Origin of the sequence: Nostoc sp. LEGE 12447, from assembly GCF_015206985.1 — a bacterium.
GTDB lineage: Bacteria > Cyanobacteriota > Cyanobacteriia > Cyanobacteriales > Nostocaceae > Nostoc.
In genome coordinates this window covers 16,161-31,981 of the sequence record NZ_JADEXT010000014.1, presented here as the reverse complement: position 1 = coordinate 31,981, position 15,821 = coordinate 16,161, and the positions used below count along the sequence as shown (strand labels likewise).

Here is a 15,821-nt window from a genome sequence, read left to right as displayed (position 1 = left end):
CTGATTCTCAATGATGACTATCAGCGTTATATTTGCAAAAATTATGAGAAGTCTATCAATGTAACTTATTGGTTGTAAAGTCTATAGGACTCATATTTTATTTAAAAAAAAACTCCGTACAACTAAAAAACCTTCTTTCCTATTGCCTCTTGCCTCTTTTCTACCCACGCAAATAAGTACGTCTACGCCACGTTGCACGAACAAACATCGAAACAGATTCTTAATCTAAGACAATACTTTAAATAATACCTTCATATCTTTGTGATACCAAAATTATGTTTTCAGTACAAAGACATGAAGGCAAGAAATAGATAATAATGAGGCTTTATCTTTGTAACGCCTAATTAATTCCAAACACTGACTCGACAGTTGACTTAATCGAATCTCTTGCATCCTTCAAGGTTTGGCTAATAGGATGTTTTGCTTGTAAAAAAGCGCGGGCACAATTGCGTCCCGGCATTCCCGAAATCGAACCACCTGGATGAGTACCAGCACCAGTCAAAAATAGATTATCAATTGGCGTTTTATAGTTGGCTATTTCTGGTAAGGGACGGAAGAATATCATCTGATCTAAAGTCATGTCAACATGATAATAATTCCCTTTGTATGCGCCTAATCTTTCTCCTAGTTCTGCTGGACTTTCTACACGACGGGCGATAGTTGCACTTTTGACATTTGGTGCATAGTCTGCCAACTTATCAACCACTCTATCTGCAACTTTGTTTTTCAATTCATCTGTCCAGCCAGTACCTTTTAAACCAGTGCCTTCTGCACCAGCAATTTGATAAGGGGCAAAATACTCAATCCATACAGTGTGCTTACCTGGTGGTGCTAATGTTGGATCTAAATAACTAGGCATCACCACATACATTGATGGGTCAGCATCAGGAATCTCTCCCAAAGTGCATTTACTATGAGCCTGTTCTACATGAGCCACGGAATCGGCAATCAAGATAGAGCCAACGAGATATTCATCTTTGTGGGCGTGGTGTGGAAAATGCAGTGGTTCATCTAAAGCTAAATCTATCTTGAGGATGGTTTCGTTGTTGTTAACGATGCGGCGTTCTAATCTTTCCCATAAATCAGGGTCGGCTCCATCAACATCGCTTTTATCAGTCATTTGTAAGAACAATCGCTTGGCATCAATATTAGATATAACCCCGTATTTGGCGCGATATTCTTTACCACCAGCAACCCGCACACCAACAGCTTTGCCATCATCAATTAAAACTTTTTCAACATGTTGATCTGTGAGAATAACGCCACCTTTACTTGTGACTAAATTCACTAAAGCTTGCACTAATGCACCAGTTCCGCCACGAGGTCGGGCCATGCCAGGGTTATGACGCATCGCCATCATAATTGCACCAATGGCAAGGGTTTTTTGCGATGGTGGCGCACCAAGTTCTGATGCTAATCTGGCTAGTGGCGCTTTTAGAAATTCTTCATCAAACCACTCGTTAAGCAAATCTTCAGCGCTGGTCAACATAGTGCGAATAAAGTCCAGCGTTTTGTTTGGCGAACCAATAACCGAAAATAAATCTTTGAATTTTTTGATATCGTAGTTGCCAACGATATCTATAATTGACTTTGGCGGTGCATTAAACATCGGAATCATTGCACCGATTGCTCGTTGCCAAAAGTCTACAAATTCTGCGTATTTTTTGGCATCACGTTCATTATAACGAGCAATTTCTGCACAAGTTTTTTCTAACGACTTATGCCCTAAGAAATACTTGCCATCAGGATGAGGACAGAAAACAACTGGATCGCACTCCAAATAATGCAAGCCATATTTTTCTAGTTCTAATTCTTCAACAACCGGCCCCAAGTGAATAAATTCATGGTCAATAGCGCACAAGTTAAATTTAAATCCAGGAGCCTCTTGCGGTAAACATTCTTCAGTTGTTGCTGCACCACCTGGAACAGAACGCTTTTCCAATAACAGAACGCTATAACCAGCTTTCAACAAGTAAGCCGCACAAACTAACCCATTGTGTCCAGCACCGATCAGCACAACATCATACTCTTGCATAGTTGGAATTTAGAAATAAGTAGCTTTCTAAATAGTAGAAACATTTTATTACTTTTACATCATCCTTCAGTAACAAAAATTATCTTTAATTAATGTTGATTCTACTAAGTAGATGAGAAATTTGACGATGATGGTATTTGCCTCACTTGAGTTTCTACCATCAGTATTAAACTACCAGTTTCCACTTTTATATCTTTAATATGAAACACCATATCTTCCCATTTAAAATATGGTATGTTCATCAATTCTTTTGCTTTCTGCATTAAAGCAGTAACTACTTCTATGGAAATTCCTCCTCCCTCAGTACAGTTAAAACTCTCCAGCATCGCGGGTTGTGAACTAGTCCGTGGACGTGCGATCGCAGTGTAAGCCAAAAGGCGAGTATTTCCCATCTCTTTTAACAGCACTCTTCCCTGACATTCTATTTTTCCATCACCAGGTAAAAATATTTCAATTTTTTGTGCCTTAAAACTCACAATTTTGCCATCTACATCCAAATCAAAATCTTGCATCTGACTGCTAACAAAATCTGATGCCAAAGCGCGGTTCATATCTACTTCTGTGAGTACAATGCGAGCAATAGCATTTACTGGTTCATTCAGTTCTATTTGACCAAAAATAGCGCTTAAGGGATTAATGGCAATACTTTCTGTTTGCAGTTTTATTTCCTGTACCCGAACATCTTTTTCGATCACTAATCCTTGGCCTGCAATCGAAACTCCATCCGCCTGCCCCTGAACTATTTTCAACAGATCGGTTTGTACATCTATTTCTATTTTTTCGGCCTCATCTAGCTTTTCAGATATTCTTCTTTCAGCTTCCTGAGATAAAAATTTTTCCTCCAACCGATGCTCGTCAGACATGAATTAGTAATCTCCTAAATGTCCTCTTACTAGTTACTGTAAAGTCTAGATGCTAAGGAGCGGATCTACATTGCGGTATATGCAAATTGGAGGATTGAGTAATCAAGTAGAAAGTATTGTTTGTCTTTTAAGTTTTGCCTTTTTGGTAACAACCATTTTTACACCGCCGCTAGGGACAATTGTAATACCACGACGGACTGGATGCAATGGACGTTTATCAATAAGGCTTAATTCAAAATGAGATAATATTATGGCTGTTACTAATTTTAGTTCATACATAGAAAATGCTGCACCAATGCAACCGCGATAACCTCCACCAAAGGGTAAATATTCGTAAGGTGAAAATTTTTGGTTGAGGAATCTTTCTGGACGAAACTGTTCTGGTTCAGGGTAAGTCTCGGTTCGGCGATGTGCTAAATAAATACAGGGAACTAAAACTGTTTCTGATGTAAATTTCTGCCCCATAATTTCCACACTATCTTTTACCATTCGTGGTGTGCAAATTAAAGCGATAGGATGAATTCGCAGTGTTTCTTGACAAACGGCGGTGAGATAAGGTAATTGTGCAATTGCTTCAGAATTTGTGAGATTGTCTAAAGTATCTAGTTCTTGCATTAGCCGATGTTTAACCTCTGGATGAGAGTGAATTAAATAAAATATCCAGGCTAATACACCAGATGTAGTTTCATAACCTAACAGCAATAATGAAACTAGTTGATCGCGTAATTCCTCATCTGTCATCTGTTGGCCATTTACGTCACGCGCTGACATCAGCATACTGAGAATATCTGTACGCATAGCATCATTTTGCCAACGTCTTTCAGAAATTTCTGCATAGATGAGTTTGTCAATTTTCTCTCGTCTTTTTAAGAAAATTCCCCAAGGACTCCATGCGCCTAAATCTTGTTGAAGCAAAGGAAAGAAAAACAAGCTAGAATACCAAGGTTTAGTTACATCTTCTAATAAAGAACTCAATTGTTCTTTTAATTGTTGATAACGCGCACCATGAGTAATACCAAACACCACTTGTAAGATAATTTCTAAAGTGATATTTGACATTAATTTGTGTATAAAAATATCTACACCTGATGTCAAACTTTGTGTAAGTTTTTCAGTAATTTGGCAAATTGCTTGTCCATAAGATTTTAAATTATCGCCATGAAATGCTGGTAACAATAGCTGCCGTTGTTGTTGGTGCGATCGCGCTTCTTGAAATACAATAGAATTCTCTCCAAACAAGGGTTTAAACACATGCGTTGCTTTCTTAAAATCTAACTTGTGTGCAGGGATGGCAAAACAATCACTAATTGCTTGGGGATGGCTAAAAAATACTATCGGTGGTGACTTTAAACCCATTACCCGCATGGTAAAAATATCACCGTACTTCGCAGCATACTTTTCTAAAGTTTTTGTGGGTTGAGCAATTAATTGCAGAGTTTGCAGCAATGCTGGTGTGGTTAGACTATGAAGTATTTTCATTATTTATTCCATACTTTTAGGGTTTAGTAAGCTGCAAATAATTCAATACGCTTGAGGTAAGCCTAGATCCTTCCTAGGCTTAATTTTTCATTAGGGAATTAGAGCAAACATTTTTAATACTTTGGGGAGATGTTCGGGAGTTAATTACCGCTAAGTTAATCATGCTTACAAAGCATTAACATGAAGTTTTACAAAGATAATAATAATATTTTTTACCAAATTTTTAGAGGTATTTATAGAAGAAGCTTACTCAATTATTTTGGTATATATCCACGAAAAATACGTCTTTTGGTGATGTTAAAAGATTTGGTATTGCTATATGTACTCGGTTTTAAAACTCATTCTTTTTACAGTTGCAATATATTAAAATCCCCCATAAATCTCCTTAAAAGAGGACTATGGGGGATTATTTAAAAGCATTGAAAATCTATCTAAATATATAGATGAAAGTTGAAGGTTCCCTGAACGCAACCATCAAACCCCCCAGCATCAAACAGTGGTTGTCTGTAGGATGGGAGACTTTACCTGACGTTGGCTGGTGACAACCATCTGGATGGGACGATCTTGGCCTGTCACTAAACCACGGCGTTTAGGTCGCACGTCACCATTGTCAACTAGTTCTAATTCGCGGGTGGAAAGGATTTTGGCGAGTGCTAGCTTCATTTCCAACTGGGCAAATGCTAGACCAATACAGCGTCTTGCACCACCCCCAAAAGGTAAATATTCATAGGGAGAAAATTGCCGTTCTAAAAAGCGTTCTGGTCTAAACTGCTTAGGTTCGGGGTATAAATCTTCTCGGTGGTGGGTCAAGTAAATTGAACCAATAACACCTATACCTGGTTCAAGTTCGTAGCCACCCAAAGATAGAGGTGTTCTGACTACTCTGGCAAAGGTCAGCATTGCTACTGGGTAAATTCGCAAAGTTTCGGAACAAACAGCGTTGAGGTAGGGTAATTTAAAAATGGTGCCAGGATCTGGGTTATCACCCAAGCTATCTAGTTCTTGCAGTAACTTTTGGCGTACTGATGGTATTTTTTGAATCCAGTAAAATGCCCATGCTAAGGCTGTTGCTGTGGTTTCATGGCCTGCGACCAACAAAGTCATTAATTCATCGCGTAACTCTTCATCAGTCATTGGTTGACCTGCTTCATCCCTAGCTGCCATGAGTAAGCTGAGGATATCTGTGCGTGATGGGTCTGGTTGTTCTTGACGTTCTCGAATTTCTTCGTATATAAGTTCGTCAGCTGCCTGCTGTCGGCGCATCTGCTTTCCCCAGAAATTAATCGGGCCAAAATCCCTTTGCAAAGCTGGAAAATAAAGCAAAGCGGCACTCAACACAGAACTTCCTTTTTCCAGCATTTCAGCCAAACAATGCTGTAATTTTTCGGCGCGTGGGCCTTCATCTAGCCCAAACACAGCTTGCATAATCACTCGCAGGGTAATAGCTTGGGTAACAGACCGGATATTGAAAGGTTGCCCTATCTGGTGTTGGCTAATGACTTTCTCGGTAATATCACTAATTATTTGACTATAGCTTCGCATCCTTTCACCGTGAAAAGGTGGCAATAACAACTGCCGTTGGCGTTGATGTTCCGCACCACTAATGGTAATCACAGAATGCTTACCAAGCAAAGATTCAAACACCGCATTTGTATCACCAGGTGCTTCTAACCCCTTGGTATCGTTTGTCAAAATCTGCTCTAGCACTTCAGGTTTACTGACAAATATCAGTGGCGGAGATTTGCTGTCTAACCTGATGGTGAACATGTCCCCATATCTTTTGGCACAAGTTTCCATAAATGACATGGGGCTGGTAATCCAGCGTAGCATCTGCATAACTGGTGGGCTTTGCGGGCCATTTGGTAATTTCATAAAACTCTTTTGTTAATTTATATCTTGTTCTTACTTTAACTAACTGCAACTTATAAATTTCTGTTGATTGGAGTTACTTATACTGAGGGTACAAAAAAGCAATAAACTGTTACAGCCTGAAAGATGTAAAATTTTTGTTAAATTCAACGAGCATCTACAGTTTCATCTCATCGTCACAAGGTACTCAGCATGACTGCAATCTCCACAAAAGCATCTTCAGCGCTTCCCAATTTTTCTGAAGGAATTCAATATTTTGGTGAAGCGTTACCAGATTTTGAAACTTATGGTGCAACACCTGCTATCGAGTCGGGCAAAGTAGCGATCGCATCGACCACAGACAAAGCAGCTGTATATCAAACTTTACTAGCTGCCGATGCCCTGCGCTACCTGACTTTGCAAGTTACCGCTAGCAAGGCTTCTGGGCATCCCGGCGGATTCGCCAGCCAAGCAGAAGCTTACGCATCTCTTGTCATGCTGGGATACAAAAACATTATTACTGAAGTGGGACACCACGCCCCCGGATTTTATAGTGCCATGTTCTTGGATCGTTCGCTAGAGGACATGGGAATTTTTACAGTCCAACAATTGCGCGATCGCTTCCGTGAAAAGCACGGACTCTTAGGACACCTGTCTGGTTACATCCCCGGTATTCTCGCACCTGCGGGGCCTTTGGGACAAGGACAACACTTTGCAATGGCGGCTGCACTATTACACAAAGATAAGTTGTTCCCCTTTACAGTTGGTGATGGTGGATTGGGTGAGCCTTATATTGTAAGTGCGATCGCTCACTTCCATACTGCTTATCCTGCTGCCACCAACTTCTTGCCAGTGTTGGTGTGGAACGGTTACAGCCAAGAACATCACAGCATGGTTTCCCTCAAAACCAATGAACAGATGCAGGCATATTGGCAAGGTAACGGTTTTGATGAAGTCGTGTTAGTGGATGCTAAAGATTTCGACGAGCAAAACCAACCAGGGGATTACGTTGATAGCACCGCCTTTTCCTTTGAGAAACGTCTAGAATTTACACAAGCAGTACTTTCGGGTGTAGATAAAGCAGCGCGATCGGCGTTAGGTGGTAAACTTACCGTCTTCATTATTAAACAACTCAAAGGTGCAGGAGTCCACGCGCGCGGGGCAAAATCTCACAACCTGTATCCTAAAGATACGTTGGATGCGCCGCATATTGTCAGTGCATTGCAAACCCGTGCTTTGTCTGCGGAAGCTTGGCAATTAGTCAGAACAAATGCCGAACGCGCCGGTGGTGGCCCAGCAGCGAAAACTGTAGTGACAGAATTTGAATTTCCATTGCCAGAATTAGGCGAATTACCTTTAGAAGAATATGCAGTTGGTGGCGAACCAAAAGTTTCCACAACCGCAATGGGACGATTGGTAGGAATAGTTGGAAATAAAGATCGGAATTTTCTTGTCACCAACGCCGATGGTAATGAAGCATCTGGAATTGCTAATATCAACCAAGCATTAAAGATTATCCACCCCACAACCGACGACTTATATAACCAAGCACCAAATGGACAAGTTTATGAACCATTGAGTGAAGATGCTTGTGCCGGTTTAGCTGCGGGTTTAGCGTTAATGGGTGCGAGAACTTTGTGGTGTTCTTACGAATCTTTTGCCATCAACGGATTACCAATTTGGCAAACTGTAACCCAAGCAATGGCAGAATTGCGCCGTCAAACTCCCTCGACTATTACTTTATTCACAGCAGGCGCATTAGAGCAAGGGCGCAATGGTTGGACTCACCAACGTCCAGAAATTGAAGCTTACTTTGCTTCGTTGATGCGAAATGGAAATGTTTTCCCATTATTTCCACCTGATGCTAATAGTATTCAAGCTTGTTATGACTGGGCATTGAAAACTAAGAATAAGGGAGTTGTGATTACTGCAAGTAAATCACCATTGCCAATTCGCACAACTTTAGAACAAACTCGTCAAGGTTTGCGCGATGGTGCAGTGCTATTACATGAAGTCGCTGGTGATAAACAAGTAGTGTTTGCTGTAATTGGCGATTTAACATTAATACCAGTATTTGAAGCTGCTGCTTTCTTAGAAACTGAAGGTATTGGTGCGAAGATTGTTTCTGTGATCAATCCTCGGCATTTGTACCGTAGCCATGATACTGCTTGGGATACTTGTTCTGAACCCGAAGGCGGTTTCTTGGATGATGCAGCATTTGCCGAATTATTTGATGGCGATGCCCTAATTGCAGTTACTGGTGGTGCTGCGGGGATGCTAGAACCAATTCTGTTACGGAGTACAGCGAAGCGCGACACCTTTGCGTGGAAGCGTGGGGAGACTACCGCGAGTGCTGGTGAGTTGATGGCATTTAATGGATTGACTGCTGAAGCGTTAACGAAACGTGCGATCGCGTTAGTTCATTAAATGATGTTGCATAAATATGGGATGATTTTATTGAATTTTCCTTTGCGTTTCATCCCTAGATTCAGCAACGCCCATTAAATAGAGCTGGAATTGTTCTACTTTTATCGCATTTATACGTATAGAAACGCTGAAAATTGCGTCGGAATGCGTATATTTGCGTTTTTTTATTGAAGAGAACTTAGCAAGCAGGAAAAATGGGAGTAGATTTGCTGAAATTATTTGACAAAAGCTAGTTTTGATGTCGCAAAAGCTGGTTTTGATGTCGCAAAAGCTGGTTTTGATGTCGCAAAAGCTAGTTTTGATGTCGCAAAAGCTGGTTTTGATGCCGCAAAAGCTAGTTTTGAAGTCACAAAAGCTAGTTTTGATGTCGCAAAAGCTACTTTTGATGTCGCAAAAGCTACTTTTGTAGTCAGAAACTTAGTTTACAAGTCGCAAAACTTGATTTTTGTAGCTAGGACGAAGGGTGATATTTTTATCTGGAAGCGTGGGGAATGTGGAGACTTGAGTAAAAGTGCGATCGGGTTAGTGTATTAAGCTGGATTTTGTAAGTAGAAAAGTCTGATTTTTAACCGGATATATACGTGGATAGATGCCGAGTAGATTGGTATTTTGAAGCGTATATTTACGGTTATTTTTATGCTTTCAATGCATTAGTATGTATAAAAACTAACTAGAAATATAAACTATATGCTTAATGAGACAGCTAAAAAGCTCGTGGATGAAATTATAAAGAAGTTGGCAGAAAGCAAAGAATCTATATCTTCTTCTTTTGGAGAATTATTAAGTTTATTAATTGATAAACTACAGCTATCTAAAGACAAAAAATTCGTATTTCTTTTACTAGGTAAAACAGGTGTTGGTAAATCTAGTACTGTTAATTCATTACTGAATCAGGAAATTGCTCCTGTAGGCAAATATGATGCTACAACAATGGAAGTTCAGGAATATGAGCATGAAATAAATGGTGTTAAATGTTCAATAATTGATACGCCTGGACTGTGTGATGATATCCCAGAAAAAGGAAATAACCAAAAGTATATAGAATTAATTCAAAATCAAGTGAAGCAAATAGATTTACTTTGGTTTGTAACTCGTCTTGATGACTCAAGAGTTGGTGAGGATGAAAAAAAAGGTATACAAATTATTTCAGAAGCATTCACACCAAAAGTTTGGGAACATTCTGTAATCATTTTTACACGCGCTAATAAAGCTGACGACTATTTAGAAGAATTACGGGAAAGAACTAAGCGTATTAGAGATGAAATTGCAAAACATATAGGTCATGAAATTGCAAATAAAATCCCTTCAGTTGCTGTAGATAATAAAAGTCAAACAACACCAGATGGTAAAAGATGGTTAGAAGAATTGTATACGCAAGTATTTATAAGAATGTCTGAAAGAGGTGCAATCCCTTTTTTGATGGCAACTGCTTCTAGAATAAATAAAACACAATCTCATAAAAATAATAGAGATCCAAACTGGACTTTTTATAATCCATCCGAATCTCAAGATAAAGATGAAAATCGTGAATTTGATGCTAATGATTTTATATTTAATAGCATACAAAAAGAATTAATTAAGCAAAAAATTATAGAGGTTATTCCAGCCTTAGCAGTGGCAGGTGCAACTATTGGAGCAGTAGCTGGTGGGCCAATTGGTGCTGCAATTGGTGGTGTAGTAGGTGCTGCTTTAGGAGGTATTTTTTACTTTTTTAGTTAAAAATCAATCTTGCAGCCTCAGCCAATTATAATGTACTTAAGATTTTACATAATGATGGAACCATGACTAACATTCAAAAGATGGTTCGCTTAAACTTAGATTTGTCGCCTGAACTAAATCAGATACTAGACGAACTAGCAAATAAAATAGGCACAAGTAAAAGTGATGTTCTGCGTCAGGCTATAACCTTGATGCAAATTATGGTTATAGCTAAAGAGGAAACCAAAAAATTAGGAGTTCCAGAAGCAAATCAATTGATAGTGAATGAAATCATCCTCTCGTCTGAACAGCAGCCAAAACCTCATCCACTAGACACATTTATGGAAAGGCTTGGCCCTTGGGAAGATGAACGTACTGCTGAGGAAATAGTCAAAGACATTTATGATAGCCGGACTATTTCTAACAATGATATTAGTCTATGACTTATTTACTTGATACCGATACTTGTATTTATTGAATTAAAGATATTAATTCAGTCAGAACTAAAGTTAGAGAAATAGGATGGGAGCAAATTTATATTTGTAGCATCACAGTTGCTGAGTTGTATTTTGGTGCTTATAATTCTCAACGAATAGTGGAAAATTTAACTTGTGCAGAAGACTTTATTCAAAACTTACCCGTTCTACCTTTAACTAATCCTGCTCTGAAAAAGTATGGTGAATTAAAGGCAGAACTCCGTAGAATAGGACAAATAATTGCTGAATTTGATTTATTAATTGCTAGTGTTGCACTTGCAGAAGATTACCCCTTAGTCACAAACAATACTCGTCACTACGAACGCATCAATGGATTAAAATTTGAAAACTGGATTCTGCCTTAAAAACTTAGCAAAAGTAGGCATATTAACTATGACTCCACAAACCCTAGATAAAATCACCAGCCTCCAAGAACAGAGATTTCTTTTACCTGGACATTACACTTGGGAAGAATTTGAGGAACTTGAAGCCTTAACAGCAGATGCGCCAGGTTTGCGGATATCTTATCTTGATGGGTGTGTAGAATTTATGACTCTTGGTGAACAACATGAGATGCTAAAAAAAGTAATCGCTATATTGCTGGAAGCTTACTTTTTTGAGAAAGGTATAAATTTTATCCCTGTAGGTAGTGCTACTCGTCGCGCTAAAGAAAAGGGTGCTTCATTTGAACCTGATGAATCTTATTATATAGGGCAGAAAAAAGAAAATCCTGATTTAGCAATTGAAGTAAATATTACCAGTGGCAGCATAGATAAATTAGAAAAGTACAAGCGGTTTCAAATTACTGAAGTCTGGTTTTGGGAAAATAATCAGTTATCTGTATATCATCTCAATAATGATAACTATGAGCAAGTTACTCAAAGTCAATTACTACCAGAACTAGATATAAATTTGTTAGAACGTTACGTTTTAATGCCTTCAATAATTGAAGCAAGGACAGAGTTTATTAAAGAAATTCGACAGTAATATTTTAATTATTGGTGTCTAAATAGCATGACAGATAGAACAGATTTATCAAAAATAATTGCCAGTACAGGCGACAATCCATTAATTTTATCACCTGAAAGTTTGCAGTCACAAGAAGACGTAGAACTTGAGCGAAAGCTGAGAGAACTTAAATTTAAACAAGAACTAAGAAAAGATTGGATTTTATTTATTGTCAGGGATGTAGTAATTTTTCCTGCGGCTATCCTTTTTATTTTTGCTGCCAGTGGTTATTCCCTATTTCTTCATATTCATGGGTAACTTACTCTGACTACAATTTTTAATCAACCGCAGAGGCACAGAGTACACCGAGAAAAGAGAATTTGTTTACCTTAAACAAGGGGATTTTACCCCTTGTTTTAATAGTTCGCCACGCTTTGGATGATTTATTTTTCTGGCGGCAAATCTACACTGTAAACAGTCTCCCCAGCCAAGTTACGCAATGTTATAGTCATCACCTTTGTATAAGCATCAATTTTGACTCCTCCAAAGAATTGCAAACCTTCACTTGGGGGACGATTTGCTTTTGTACCTGGAGGAAGGCTTTGAAATATCAATTGGGGGCCAAAGGTATTTTCTAGTTGGTTTGGCCCAAATGTGCCAGAGTTCAGAGGCCCGGCGACAAACTCCCAAAAAGGCTTAAAGTCTGTAAACTGTGCTTTGCTGGGGTCATAATAGTGGGCTGCTGCATAATGTACATCAGCAGTTAACCAAACAACATTCTGGATATTCTTATTTTTGATAAATCTGAGTAAATCTGCAAGTTCCAGTTCTCTTCCTAAAGCCGGGCCGTCTCCGTTAGCCCAAGCTTCAAAGTTTGTGCTACCATCTCTAACTATCAATCCCAGAGGCATATCACTAGCAATCACTTTCCATGTTGCTTTTGATGACAGCAATTGCCTTTTTAACCATTGTATTTGTGTTCTACCCGCAAATTCTGTATCTTTACTGGGTACTGGCTGATTATTAGGGCTATTCGGCCCCCGATAGGTACGCTCATCCAGCATGAAAATATCTAATAATGGGCCATGCTTAAAGGAGCGATAAATTCTCGTTTTGTCTGGCTCATTATTTGTATACCCAATAGGCAGGTATTCCAAAAATGCTTGCCTTGCTCTTTGAGCTAGCAAGTTAACATCTTTAACTGTATAACGGTCATCATTGAGGATAATTTGTCCAGGATACCAATTGTTTCTTGTTTCGTGGTCGTCCCACTGTGCCAATATCGGAACTTCAGCGTTGAAACGCTTGATGTTTTCATCCAACAAATTGTAAATATAGTTGCCACGAAATTCTGTAAGAGTTTCTGCTACTTTTGATTTTTCTGGTGTGGTAATGTTTTTCCAGATTGTGCCGTCGTCTAGCTTCACTTCTGATTGAATGGGGCCATCAGCATAAATATTATCGCCAGAATGAATGAAAAAGTCGGGATTAAGTTGACGCATGGTTTCGTAAATTTTCATCCCACCAAAATCAGGATTAATTCCCCATCCCTGACCGGCGGTGTCGCCACCCCAAACAAAGAATATATCTCGCCCAAATTTGGGGGGAGTTCGGAAAGAGCCTTTGACAGGAGCGCTGTAAGTGCCTTTATAATCTAAGTCTTGGAAGATTACCCGATAAAATAATTGTTGGTCTGGTGGCAGGTTTCTCAGATAAAGTCGTGCTGTAAAGTCGCTATTTTGTAAAGCATTGGGCCCGACAACTCGCTGCACATTTCTAAAAGATTCGCTGGTAGAGTATTCTACGATCATTTTGGCGGGGCGATCGCAACGACTCCAAATGACAATACTATCGTTAGAAATATCTCCGCTAGCTACGCCGTAAGGTATAGCAGGACGCATTTTATCTGAGGTGATAATTGCAGGCGCTTCAGCAAAAACTTGTGATTTTGATGCCAAATTTGTGGATATAATTCCACCTGCCGTAATCGCTGAACGTAGCAAAAACTGGCGACGGTTTAGCCTCAATGGGTTATGAGATTCCATATTAAATAATGGCAATTTTAAAAAGTATTACAAAATAAGCTTCTACCACTTTTTTTATAATAAAAAGTAAAGATTTAGTTATCTAAGGGTTAATAAAATTTTTTAATGTGTGTCTTACAGATAAAGTACCTGAGTCTACAATATTAGGTGGTACTCTTGTTACTAGTGGTCTTGGTTTAATATTAAATAGAAAGAGAACATCAATAAAAAGGTTATATTTTAACCTTTTTATTAAGTGAATATTTTGATGTAATTTGCAGCTAAAAAGACGCTTGTAGCGCTTAACACATCGCTATAAAAATTGTGTGTTATTGCTTTAGACTAACGCACCCTAATTAAAATTTACCTGAGAAATAGCCTTTAATGATAAGCCGCTAAATGTCTACGCTTTCATAAAAGTATTGGATTTGATGAGGTACTCTATATTCCCACATCTACACTGTAATTTTGGTTAGCAATCTGGGAAAAATAAGTTTATAACGATTGATGAATTTTGAAATTATAGAGACGGGTATTCATAATGTTGCCAGAAATATTACCTCAACAGTCAAGACATGAGAGTATATCGACTATTAGCAGTACAACAAATACTGATGAGTCAAATTTGCGATTAGAGTCAACGTTGCAAGAATTACTCTCTTGGGAAGTTCATATTGAAATAGAGTGTCCAGGGAATGATTTAGTTACGCTCTTTAAGCAAGAGCCTTTATTACCAGGAATTATCCTCAATAATAATCAAGAGTATGTAGGGATGATTTCACGGCGGAAATTTTTTGAGTATATGAGTTCCCCCTACAGTTTGGCTTTATTTTCTACAAAACCGATTAAAATTCTTTACAAGTTTTTCCAGACAGAGATATTAGCAATTTCTGAGGATACGTCTATTGTTAAAGCAACTGAGATAACTTTGCAACGACCACCTCAAATTGCATACGAGCCAATTTTGATCAAAACCACGTGTGGAAAATATAAGCTAGTCGATTTTCATCAATTACTCTTAGCCTACTCCCAAATTCATGTATTAACACTCGTTCAGCTACAACAAGTAGAGGAACAATCTAGAGTTGCTAAAGCAGGCTTTCGTGATCTTCAAGAAAACTATACGCGGTTAATTCAGAATGAGAAAATGGCTGCATTAGGACAACTTGTTGCTGGTATTGCACACGAAATCAATAATCCTGTCAATTTTATTGCTGGGAACCTTGTTCACGCCATCGAATATAGTCAAAATCTGCTCAATATTATTAGATTGTACCAACAATCTTATCCTGAACCAGAAACGGAAATTAAAACTGCGATCGCACAAATTGAACTGGATTTTTTAACTACCGATCTCCCCCGTCTTCTCACTTCTATGCAGGTTGGTACCAAACGAATCGAGCAAATTATTCTTTCTTTACGAAATTTTTCTCGTCTTGATGAATCTGAAAAAAAATTAGTTGATATCCATGAAGGTATTGATAGTACGCTAATAATCTTACAAAGTCGTCTTCAAAATAACCAAATATGTGAAAACATCAACATAATTAAAGAATACGGCGATCTTCCCCAAGTGGAGTGCTACGCTGGGTTACTCAATCAGGTATTTATGAATATTTTGGTGAATGCTATTGATGCTATAGAAGAGTCATTTGTCATTAGTCATACCCTGCGGGAAGGCGTTCGCGCAGCGTCTCGTAGAGAAGCGCCTACGTCATTGGTAAGGGATAAAAAAGGAAAAATTTGTATTCGGACTCAACTCACTAATGACAATCAAGTAATTATTCGCATTTCCGATAATGGCCCAGGAATTCCAGAGAATTTGCAAAAGCAATTATTTGATCCCTTTTTTACTACTAAACCCGTTGGTAAAGGAACTGGATTAGGTTTATCTATTAGTTATCAAATTATTGTGGAAAAACATGGTGGTCATCTGCAATGTATATCAACTTTTGGCAAAGGGACTGAGTTTATTATTGAAATTCCGATTCACCTAAATTCTGAGCTTGTTTAGAAAAACAAA

The 15,821-nt window shown here is 38.6% G+C and carries 13 protein-coding genes; 8 read left to right on the top strand and 5 right to left on the bottom strand.

Annotation, left to right across the window (positions count from 1 at the left end; all coding sequences use genetic code 11):
• Window positions 1–340: 340 nt before the first annotated feature.
• The 4 genes from crtO to IQ274_RS16200 all read right to left on the bottom strand — a co-directional run bounded on the left by crtO (window position 341) and on the right by IQ274_RS16200 (window position 6,249).
• On the bottom strand, window positions 341–2,035 hold the full coding sequence (crtO, locus tag IQ274_RS16215) for a beta-carotene ketolase CrtO (protein WP_114081230.1): 1,695 nt from the start codon (window positions 2,033–2,035) through the stop codon (window positions 341–343).
• 104 nt (window positions 2,036–2,139) lie between these two features.
• The gene (locus IQ274_RS16210) at window positions 2,140–2,898 is read right to left on the bottom strand and encodes a DUF2993 domain-containing protein (RefSeq protein WP_194142865.1); all 759 of its coding nucleotides are present in this window, start codon (window positions 2,896–2,898) and stop codon (window positions 2,140–2,142) included.
• A 102-nt stretch (window positions 2,899–3,000) separates the two neighbouring features.
• On the bottom strand, window positions 3,001–4,377 hold the full coding sequence (locus IQ274_RS16205; RefSeq protein WP_194142864.1) for a cytochrome P450: 1,377 nt from the start codon (window positions 4,375–4,377) through the stop codon (window positions 3,001–3,003).
• A gap of 489 nt (window positions 4,378–4,866) precedes the next feature.
• Window positions 4,867–6,249 (bottom strand): cytochrome P450, encoded by a 1,383-nt coding sequence (locus IQ274_RS16200; RefSeq protein WP_194142863.1) that lies wholly within the window; start codon window positions 6,247–6,249, stop codon window positions 4,867–4,869.
• Window positions 6,250–6,438: 189 nt separating this feature from the next.
• Between IQ274_RS16200 and IQ274_RS16195 the strand changes: the two genes are divergently transcribed.
• The 7 genes from IQ274_RS16195 to IQ274_RS16165 all read left to right on the top strand — a co-directional run bounded on the left by IQ274_RS16195 (window position 6,439) and on the right by IQ274_RS16165 (window position 12,092).
• Entirely contained in the window at window positions 6,439–8,652 is a 2,214-nt protein-coding gene (locus tag IQ274_RS16195) for a phosphoketolase (RefSeq protein ID WP_194142862.1), read from the top strand.
• 219 nt (window positions 8,653–8,871) lie between these two features.
• Entirely contained in the window at window positions 8,872–9,186 is a 315-nt protein-coding gene (locus IQ274_RS16190) for a hypothetical protein (protein WP_194142861.1), read from the top strand.
• Between the two features lie 153 nt (window positions 9,187–9,339).
• Window positions 9,340–10,371: a GTPase gene (locus IQ274_RS16185; RefSeq protein WP_194142860.1), complete on the top strand. Its 1,032-nt coding sequence runs from the start codon at window positions 9,340–9,342 to the stop codon at window positions 10,369–10,371.
• Window positions 10,372–10,433: 62 nt separating this feature from the next.
• Window positions 10,434–10,793, top strand: a complete 360-nt coding sequence (locus IQ274_RS16180) for a CopG family transcriptional regulator (protein WP_194142859.1) — start codon at window positions 10,434–10,436, stop codon at window positions 10,791–10,793.
• A 35-nt stretch (window positions 10,794–10,828) separates the two neighbouring features.
• A complete protein-coding gene (locus tag IQ274_RS16175; RefSeq protein ID WP_322745237.1) occupies window positions 10,829–11,191 on the top strand; it encodes a PIN domain-containing protein in 363 nt (120 codons plus the stop codon).
• Between the two features lie 28 nt (window positions 11,192–11,219).
• Entirely contained in the window at window positions 11,220–11,813 is a 594-nt protein-coding gene (locus IQ274_RS16170) for a Uma2 family endonuclease (RefSeq protein WP_194142858.1), read from the top strand.
• A gap of 27 nt (window positions 11,814–11,840) precedes the next feature.
• Complete coding sequence (locus IQ274_RS16165; protein WP_194142857.1) at window positions 11,841–12,092, top strand: hypothetical protein; 252 nt, start codon at window positions 11,841–11,843, stop codon at window positions 12,090–12,092.
• A gap of 125 nt (window positions 12,093–12,217) precedes the next feature.
• Here IQ274_RS16165 and IQ274_RS16160 read toward each other — a convergent pair whose 3' ends face one another.
• On the bottom strand, window positions 12,218–13,819 hold the full coding sequence (locus IQ274_RS16160) for an alkaline phosphatase D family protein (protein WP_194142856.1): 1,602 nt from the start codon (window positions 13,817–13,819) through the stop codon (window positions 12,218–12,220).
• Window positions 13,820–14,339: 520 nt separating this feature from the next.
• On the opposite strand from IQ274_RS16160, the gene IQ274_RS16155 reads away from it, so the two are divergent.
• Window positions 14,340–15,812 (top strand): sensor histidine kinase, encoded by a 1,473-nt coding sequence (locus IQ274_RS16155; RefSeq protein WP_194142855.1) that lies wholly within the window; start codon window positions 14,340–14,342, stop codon window positions 15,810–15,812.
• Window positions 15,813–15,821 lie beyond the last annotated feature (9 nt).

What these genes read in the sequence shown, in the direction of transcription:
- crtO (WP_114081230.1), bottom strand. Translation starts at nt 2,035, where the DNA reads ATGCAAGAGTATGATGTTGTGCTGATCGGTGCTGGACACAATGGGTTA.
- IQ274_RS16160 (WP_194142856.1), bottom strand. Translation starts at nt 13,819, where the DNA reads ATGGAATCTCATAACCCATTGAGGCTAAACCGTCGCCAGTTTTTGCTA.
- IQ274_RS16205 (WP_194142864.1), bottom strand. Translation starts at nt 4,377, where the DNA reads ATGAAAATACTTCATAGTCTAACCACACCAGCATTGCTGCAAACTCTG.
- IQ274_RS16200 (WP_194142863.1), bottom strand. Translation starts at nt 6,249, where the DNA reads ATGAAATTACCAAATGGCCCGCAAAGCCCACCAGTTATGCAGATGCTA.
- IQ274_RS16185 (WP_194142860.1), top strand. Translation starts at nt 9,340, where the DNA reads ATGCTTAATGAGACAGCTAAAAAGCTCGTGGATGAAATTATAAAGAAG.
- IQ274_RS16155 (WP_194142855.1), top strand. Translation starts at nt 14,340, where the DNA reads ATGTTGCCAGAAATATTACCTCAACAGTCAAGACATGAGAGTATATCG.
- IQ274_RS16170 (WP_194142858.1), top strand. Translation starts at nt 11,220, where the DNA reads ATGACTCCACAAACCCTAGATAAAATCACCAGCCTCCAAGAACAGAGA.
- IQ274_RS16165 (WP_194142857.1), top strand. Translation starts at nt 11,841, where the DNA reads ATGACAGATAGAACAGATTTATCAAAAATAATTGCCAGTACAGGCGAC.
- IQ274_RS16210 (WP_194142865.1), bottom strand. Translation starts at nt 2,898, where the DNA reads ATGTCTGACGAGCATCGGTTGGAGGAAAAATTTTTATCTCAGGAAGCT.
- IQ274_RS16180 (WP_194142859.1), top strand. Translation starts at nt 10,434, where the DNA reads ATGACTAACATTCAAAAGATGGTTCGCTTAAACTTAGATTTGTCGCCT.
- IQ274_RS16195 (WP_194142862.1), top strand. Translation starts at nt 6,439, where the DNA reads ATGACTGCAATCTCCACAAAAGCATCTTCAGCGCTTCCCAATTTTTCT.